A 7,105-nucleotide genomic window follows, 5' to 3' on the forward strand; every position below is an offset into this window, starting at 1 on the left:
GGGATGAGCGGCGTGCTGATATGCACCAAGCCTTTCTCAAGCTGGGCTGCGCGCTCATCCTGTATCAACCACCTGCAGAAGTTCTGTTAGGCGTTCTAAGCCATCGCCCGCCGGGCGTCGGCTGTCCAACTGGGAGCGGCAGGAGCGCGAGGCTCGAGGCCCGCATCCCGCAACTGGAGGCCGAGCAAGCCGAGCTCGAGCAAGCGATCGCCGCCACGCCCGCCGAGCAGTACGAGCGCATCCGCGAGCTCTCCGAGCAGCTAGATGCCCTCAGCCAGCAGATCGAGCGCGAGACCGAACGCTGGCTGGAGCTGGCCGAGCTGGCGTCGTGACTGGCCATCGCGAGCCTGGCCTACAATGGCCCCATTGAGCGAGCGCTTGCGAGGTTGCCGCCCATGTCCCCCGATCGCAGCACCATCGCGCTGGCCGGCGAGCTCTATCGCGCCTACAGTGCGCTCTATCCCAGTCGCACGGCCCAAACGCGCGGCCTCGTGGTCAACCTCTACACCCAACGCAGCCATCCCACCTTCAGCGGCGATCCCATCCTGCTGCCCTGGGAGTGCTTTGTGCCCTGGCAGCTGGCGCTGGGGGGCGAGCGCCAAGCGGCAGCAACGGCCTAGCCGCTTGCCGTGCTCGCGCTCGAAGGGCCGGCGACCGCCGCCATTGCCGGGTTGGCCTTTGTCCTTGGGGCCGCGCTGGGGAGCTTTGCCAACGTCGTCATTCGCCGCTTGCCGGCCGGCGAGTCCCTGCTGCGACCGCCTTCCCACTGCCCGGTTTGCCAGCATGGGCTGCGCGCGAGCGACAACGTTCCCATCCTGAGCTGGTTGTGGCTGCGCGGGCGCTGCCGCTACTGCCGCACCCCCATTCCGCTCCGCTACCCACTGGTGGAAGCCGCTAGCGGCGGTATTTGTTTGCTAGCGCTGGCAGCCTATGGCGCGAGCTGGCAGGCGCTGGCCTACGGCAGCTTTGGGATCTGGCTGTTGGTACTGGCTGCCATCGACCTCGAGACCCTGACCTTGCCCGAAACGCTCACTCGCTCGGGATTGCTGGCGGGGCTGGGCGTCCGCATCTTGCTGAGCTGGCAGGAGACCGGGCCGGGGATCGCGCAGCAGCTCGCTCTCGGCATTGGTGGGGCCGTGCTGGGCCTGTGGCTGCTGGAGGGGATCGCGCTGGCCGGGTCGCTGGCGTTGGGGCAACCGGCCATGGGGGGCGGCGATGCCAAGCTGGCCGCTGGCATTGGCGCGTGGCTGGGGTGGCAGCAGCTGCTGCTGGCCGGGTTCCTGGCCTGCCTATCGGGCGCGATCGCGGGCGGTGCGGCGATCGTAGTGGGAGCGCGCGGGCGGCGGCAACCGCTGCCGTTCGGCCCCTTTTTGGCCCTAGGCGCCGGCTTGAGCCTGATGGGTGGCGAGGCCCTGCTGGCCGCTTATCGCGATTGGCTTTGGCCCTAGCGGCCCATTCTGGGCGAGCCGGGTCGTGGTAGGATTGAGGGCGCGTTTGGGGTGACGCTGCCTGGGGAGCGCCCACCTTACCCCCTTGTCGGCCGGCCCATCTTGCGCTAGACCGGCGGCAGCGAGCAGTCAGTACAGCATTGGGGTCAATCCCCATGTCACTATTCGATTGGTTTGCCAACCGGCGCAAAAAGGATAGCCCTGCGCCGCAGCGACCGGAGCGCGACATCGCCGATGGGTTGTGGAGCAAGTGTGATGCCTGTGGTGCCATGGCCTATACCAAGGACCTGCGCGCCAACCACATGGTCTGCACCGAGTGCAACCACCACATGCGCGTCGAGAGCGAAGAGCGCATCAATCAGCTCGCCGACGCCGGGACCTGGCAAGAGCTCAACAACAGCCTGGTTCCTAGCGATCCGCTCGAGTTTGAAGACCGCAAGGCCTATCACGATCGCCTAGCAGAGGCACAAGACCAAACGGGCCTGGCAGATGCCATTCGCACGGGCCGCGCCGCGCTCGAGGGCATGCCCGTCGCGCTGGCGGTCATGGACTTTCGCTTCCTGGGCGGCAGCATGGGCTCGGTGGTGGGCGAAAAACTCTGCCGCCTGATCGAGTACGCCACAGCTGAAGGACTGCCCGCGATCGCCGTTTGCGCTTCGGGTGGGGCCCGCATGCAAGAGGGCATGCTCAGCCTGATGCAAATGGCCAAGATCTCGGGCGCGCTCGAGCGCCACCGGCGGGCCTGCCAGCTCTACATGTCGGTTTTGACCCATCCCACCACCGGCGGGGTCACGGCCAGCTTTGGCATGCTGGGCGACATCATCTTGGCCGAACCCAAAGCCCTGATCGGCTTTGCCGGGCGCCGCGTGATCGAGCAAACGCTGCGGCAAAAAATCCCGGAAGGCTTTCAGACGGCCGAGTACCTACTCGAGCACGGGTTCGTCGATGCCGTTGTGGCGCGCCCCCAACTCAAAGCGCGCTTGGCGCAACTGCTGCGCTTGCACCAACCGGCCCTGCCGCTGCTGGCGACGCCCAGCCCCAACGACAGCGCGCAAAAGCCATCCCACCAGGGCAGCCTCTCGTTGCAGTCGGAGGGCGCTAGCGACGCTCCCCCGCAGTAGGGTTGCGAGCGCCGAGCGCAAGTTGAGCCCCTAGCGATCGCTAGGGGCTCAAAGCGGTTGGGACGGGCCGGCGCTAGGACTGGCTGCTGGCCCCTTGCAGCTGCAGCTGGGCGGGTTGGGCGGTGGTAACGCTTACCTCGCCCGAGTCGTCCAGATCCACCTGCGCCGTGTCGCCTGCCTGGATTTGGCCGTGCAAGAAAGCCTCGGCGAGGCTGTCCTCAAGCAAGCGCATCATGGCGCGCCGCAGGGGACGGGCCCCATAGCTGGTGCTGTAGCCTTCTTGGATGACGCGCTGCTTGAACCGATCGCTGACCTGCAAGCTGATGTTCTGCTGCTCGCGCAGCCGCTCGGAGACCTCCTGCAGCACCAGATCCGCGATGGTAGCTACCTCGTCTTGCGTCAGCTGGCGGAAGACGATGATCTCGTCGATGCGGTTGAGGAACTCGGGCCGGAAGTAGGCTTTGAGCTCGTCGTTGATGCGATCACGGATCTTGTTGTACTGGGCGTCTGCGCTGTTGTCGTCGTACTCGAAGCCAAAGCCGCCGCCCCCTTTCTCGATGACCTGGGAGCCGATGTTGGAGGTCATGATGAGTAGGGTGTTTTTGAAATCGACCTTGCGGCCCTGAGCGTCGGTTAGCTGCCCGTCCTCCAGCATCTGGAGCAGGGTATTGAAGACATCGGGATGGGCCTTTTCGATTTCATCGAGCAGCACCACCGTGTAGGGCTGCCGGCGGACGGCTTCGGTGAGCTGGCCGCCTTCGTCGTAGCCCACGTAGCCCGGGGGCGAACCGATGAGCTTGGAGACCGAGTGGGGATCCATGTATTCGGACATATCGAGCCGAATCATGGCTTCCTCCGAGCCGAACATGTAGGCAGCCAGCGCTTTGGTGAGCTCGGTTTTGCCCACGCCGGTGGGGCCGGAGAAGATGAAGCTGGCAATGGGCCGGTTGGGGTCTTTCATCCCCACCCGCGAGCGGCGGACGGCGCGAGCGACGGCGCTGACCGCTTCCTGCTGGCCGATGAGGCGCTCGTGCAGCTTGTCTTCTAGGTGCAGCAGCACGCTCGATTCGGACTCGGTGAGCTTGTTGACCGGCACGCCGGTCCACGAGGACACCACGTGCGCCACTTCCTCGGTATCGACCAGCGGCTCGGCTGCCTCGCTCTCACTCTCAGCAGTACCGGACTCAGCGGCATCGGAATCGCTGGCGGTCCCTGCGGTGGCAAACTGCGAGGTCATGGGGACGGCCTTTTGCTCCAGCGACTTGCGCGTGTGCAAGCGAGAGCCGGCTTCGTCGATGACGTCGATGGCCTTATCAGGGAGATAGCGATCGGCGACGTAGCGCGCCGACAGCTGCGTCGCCGCTTCTAGCGCGGCCTCCGAGATGCGGACCTTGTGGTGGGCTTCGTAGGGGCCGCGCAGGCTCTGTAGGATCTCGATGGTCTCGTCGATGGAGGGCTCCTCCACCGTGATGGGCTGAAAGCGCCGCTCGAGCGCCGCATCCTGCTCGATGTGCTTGCGGTACTCGTCCATGGTGGTCGTACCAATGCACTGCAGCTCACCGCGGGCCAAAGCGGGCTTGAAGAGGTTGGCGGCGTCCATGCCGCCTTCCATGGCGCCGCTGCCGATGAGGGTGTGCACCTCATCGATGACCAAAATGACGTTGCCCGACTCTTGCACTTCGCCAATGACGCCTTTAAGCCGCTCTTCAAACTCGCCGCGGAAGCGCGTGCCCGACACCAGCAGTCCCATGTCGAGCCCGATCACCTGCTTGCCCTTGAGCAGCTCGGGTACGTCCTCGTTGACGATGCGCTGGGCTAGCCCTTCCGCGATCGCGGTTTTGCCCACGCCCGGCTCGCCCACCAGGATGGGGTTGTTTTTGGTCCGGCGCCCCAGGATTTGGATGGTACGCTCGATTTCGCGATCGCGACCGATAACCGGATCGAGCTGATCGTCGCGGGCCAGCTGGGTCAGGTTGGTGCCGTACTCTTCCAGATTGCTCTGCTTGCCGGATTTGTTGCTGGTGGAGCCTTCGCCCTGCTGGCGGGCCCCAACGGCAGCCGCTTCTTCGCCCTCGTCCAGGCGCTCGCTCAACTGGCGCTGCAGCTCGTTGGGATCGATGCTGAATTTCTCCAGGACTTTAGTGGCAACGCCTTGCTCTTCTTTGGTAATGGCCAGCAGCAGGTGCTCGGGCGTGATGTAGTTTTGGTTGTTGTTGCGCGCTTCCTGAAAGGCCTGCTCGAAGATCCGCTTGGCTTTGGGCGTAAATGGGATGTTGGCCGGTGCGTTCCCCGAGCCTGCGCCCAGATAGCTCTCGACAACGCCGCGGGCATCTTTGAGCTTTACACCGCGCTCGGTCAGCATGCTGGCTGCCGACCCCGAGCCCTCGGCAATGATGCCCAACAGGATTTGCTCGCTGCCCACAAGGCTTTGCCCCATGCGGCGCGCTTCCTCTTGGGCGAGCATGATGACTTTAATGGCCTTGTCGGTAAAATGTTCGAACATGGTTGCCCCTAATCTCAGTTGCCCGGTTGCCTGCGTTGTTACTGGATGCCGGCTATCCTTTACGCTATCGCCGACGAGCGCGGCGCGCTAAGTGGGCCTAACCCGCATGTGGAGGTCGGGAACCCTCCCCTCAGTCGCTGCAACTCGAGCGCAATTCCCCGACTCCGATTATTTCTAGATCCTAGCGCAGCCGCCTGCAGCGGTGGCGCGAGCGGATTTGCGCCGCTCGTAGCCCCGCGGGACTAGCCCTCATCCCAAGCGTTGGCATTGCCGGCAGGCTGCTGGGCTTGGCAAGCTCCCTGCTTGGGCGAAGCCAGGCGAATCTGAACCTGCCGGTGGCCTGCCGCTATTAGAAGTTCGCGCACGCTGCTACGGGCGCGACGGTTGGCGGTTTGCAAAATGCCGCGCTCGCAGGCGGTGGCAACCAAGCGCTGGCGGAGCGCGTCTTGGGCGCGGGCTTGCAACTGCGGCGCCGCATTGGGACCGAGGGCCAAAAAGCCGCGATCGTAGTCGTGGACGCGCGAGCGGTCGGTATCGATGTGGTGCGCCAGGATTTGCGGTGGCGGCAGGCGAACGCGCACGGTGTCTTGCGTAACGCGGACGCGCTCGGCATCCATGCCGCTCAGATCGATGCCGGCCCGCACCCGACCGCTGCCGCGGTAGAGCAGGCGCGTCCGCGCCACGACCCAAGGACCGAGCTTGCGCGGCTTTTGGGCCGGGACGACCGCATCCATGGCAAATACGGCCGTGGTGAGCTCGCTGGCTTCCCGCATCTGGCGCACCACAGCTGTGGGGACGCTAGCCTGCGGCTGCGCGGGCGAGGCGCTCAAAACCGATTCGATGCCATCTACCAGACGATCGCCGGCGCGCCAAATCCCGACCAACATCAGCAGCACCACAACGGCAATTCCGCTGGTGCTGGCCAGCAGGATGAGGGCGAGCGTTCCTTGAATGCTGGGCCGGTAGCGCGATCGCGCGCTGCCGGCGCGTGAGGAGTCAGCCATGGCTAATGCCTTTTTGTTGCCATTTTAGGGCGCGTTCTCCAATCGATTCGGTTGGGCGATCGGAGAGACATGGCCGCAATTGTGGGGGCTCTAGCGGTCCGATCGCGCGGCTGCCGGTCCTGGCAGCAGTGGCTGACCGACAAATCCTCTTACTCAAGCAAAACTGTGTGCATGGGCAAAGCCGCTAGCGAGATCGGATGATAGAGCCAACCTGGTATAGACCCAGTCTTAAGCTTCTACCCGTTCGCCGAGGGCGCGCGGGCGATCCTCGAGAACTTCATCCAGAGGTGTCGGCCTACACCCGTGCTCCCATCAATCGGAGCTCACCATTAATACTGACCTTAGCTTCCCGTTCTACGAGCTAGATAGCGAGCCGTTCGGAACGCTCTGCGCGCTCCCCCCTAAGCCTTCGCCCGAGCCCAGCAGCCTTTGCTTGAGGGAGTTGGTCCACTCATTTAAGACCATCCCAGAGGCGCACCTCAGTTAGAAGTTGTTTGAGTGCTAAGTCGCCATCGGCTCCCTAACAAGAAGCCACGACGAGCGCAGCTGGTGCTAACTATGGGGCGCAATAACATCTGCTCTCGAGGCTTGTTTGGCTTGTGTTTAAGAACTGTAACAATTTCCTTGCACTTTCAAGTTGACTCTCTTTACAGTAGCTAAACCTATAGATTTCGGGAGATCTCTCTGGAGGCGCAAAACGCCCGTCCAAGCATGCTGAAACTTTATATTATCTGCTCGATACTTGGCGGCATTTTTATGCTTTTATCTGTATCAGGTGGACTCGATCTGGATGCGGACGCAGACTTAGATTTTGACAGCGATTCCGAAGTTGACGATGTTGACTTCGGCACGCATGCAGATCCCGAGCAGCAAAGATCGAATTCCGACGGGAGAAAGCGCAACAAGTTCTGGCTGCCGGTTTTTAGCTTCAAGTTTTGGACGTTTGGAGTTGGCTGTTTTGGGTTAACGGGGCTAGCCCTAACCTTGCTCGTACCCCAGCTGGGAGAACGAGCAATTGCCTTAGCTTCG

General features: G+C 63.4%; 6 protein-coding genes. 4 read left to right on the forward strand and 2 right to left on the reverse strand.

The features are described from left to right. The 4 genes from BRC58_05675 to BRC58_05690 all read left to right on the forward strand — a co-directional run. Positions 1 to 332 (forward strand): hypothetical protein (locus BRC58_05675; protein ID PSP17632.1); only part of this gene is annotated, 332 nt, incomplete at its 5' end. A 63-nt stretch (positions 333 to 395) separates the two neighbouring features. Continuing rightward, positions 396 to 620, forward strand: coding sequence for a hypothetical protein (locus BRC58_05680; GenBank protein PSP17633.1), 225 nt, complete (start codon positions 396 to 398; stop codon positions 618 to 620). Positions 621 to 629: 9 nt separating this feature from the next. After that, a complete protein-coding gene (locus BRC58_05685) occupies positions 630 to 1,448 on the forward strand; it encodes a prepilin peptidase (GenBank protein PSP17634.1) in 819 nt (272 codons plus the stop codon). A gap of 155 nt (positions 1,449 to 1,603) precedes the next feature. Then, the gene (locus BRC58_05690) at positions 1,604 to 2,569 is read left to right on the forward strand and encodes an acetyl-CoA carboxylase carboxyl transferase subunit beta (protein PSP17635.1); all 966 of its coding nucleotides are present in this window, start codon (positions 1,604 to 1,606) and stop codon (positions 2,567 to 2,569) included. Between the two features lie 73 nt (positions 2,570 to 2,642). On the opposite strand, the gene BRC58_05695 is transcribed toward BRC58_05690, so the two are convergent. Together BRC58_05695 and BRC58_05700 are read right to left on the reverse strand one after the other, a co-directional pair. Next, positions 2,643 to 5,072 carry a chaperone protein ClpB gene (locus BRC58_05695; GenBank protein ID PSP17636.1) on the reverse strand — a complete coding sequence of 810 codons (2,430 nt, stop codon included), beginning with the start codon at positions 5,070 to 5,072 and terminating at the stop codon, positions 2,643 to 2,645. Between the two features lie 242 nt (positions 5,073 to 5,314). Beyond that, complete coding sequence (locus BRC58_05700; protein ID PSP17637.1) at positions 5,315 to 6,076, reverse strand: DUF4230 domain-containing protein; 762 nt, start codon at positions 6,074 to 6,076, stop codon at positions 5,315 to 5,317. Between the last annotated feature and the right edge of the window lie 1,029 nt (positions 6,077 to 7,105).

The organism is Cyanobacteria bacterium QS_8_64_29 (genome assembly GCA_003022125.1).
In the GTDB taxonomy this organism is placed as follows: Bacteria; Cyanobacteriota; Cyanobacteriia; order Cyanobacteriales; family Rubidibacteraceae; genus QS-8-64-29.

Coding starts and splice junctions, on each gene's coding strand:
- BRC58_05680 (PSP17633.1), top strand. CDS start 396: ATGTCCCCCGATCGCAGCACCATCGCGCTGGCCGGCGAGCTCTATCGC.
- BRC58_05690 (PSP17635.1), top strand. CDS start 1,604: ATGTCACTATTCGATTGGTTTGCCAACCGGCGCAAAAAGGATAGCCCT.
- BRC58_05695 (PSP17636.1), bottom strand. CDS start 5,072: ATGTTCGAACATTTTACCGACAAGGCCATTAAAGTCATCATGCTCGCC.
- BRC58_05700 (PSP17637.1), bottom strand. CDS start 6,076: ATGGCTGACTCCTCACGCGCCGGCAGCGCGCGATCGCGCTACCGGCCC.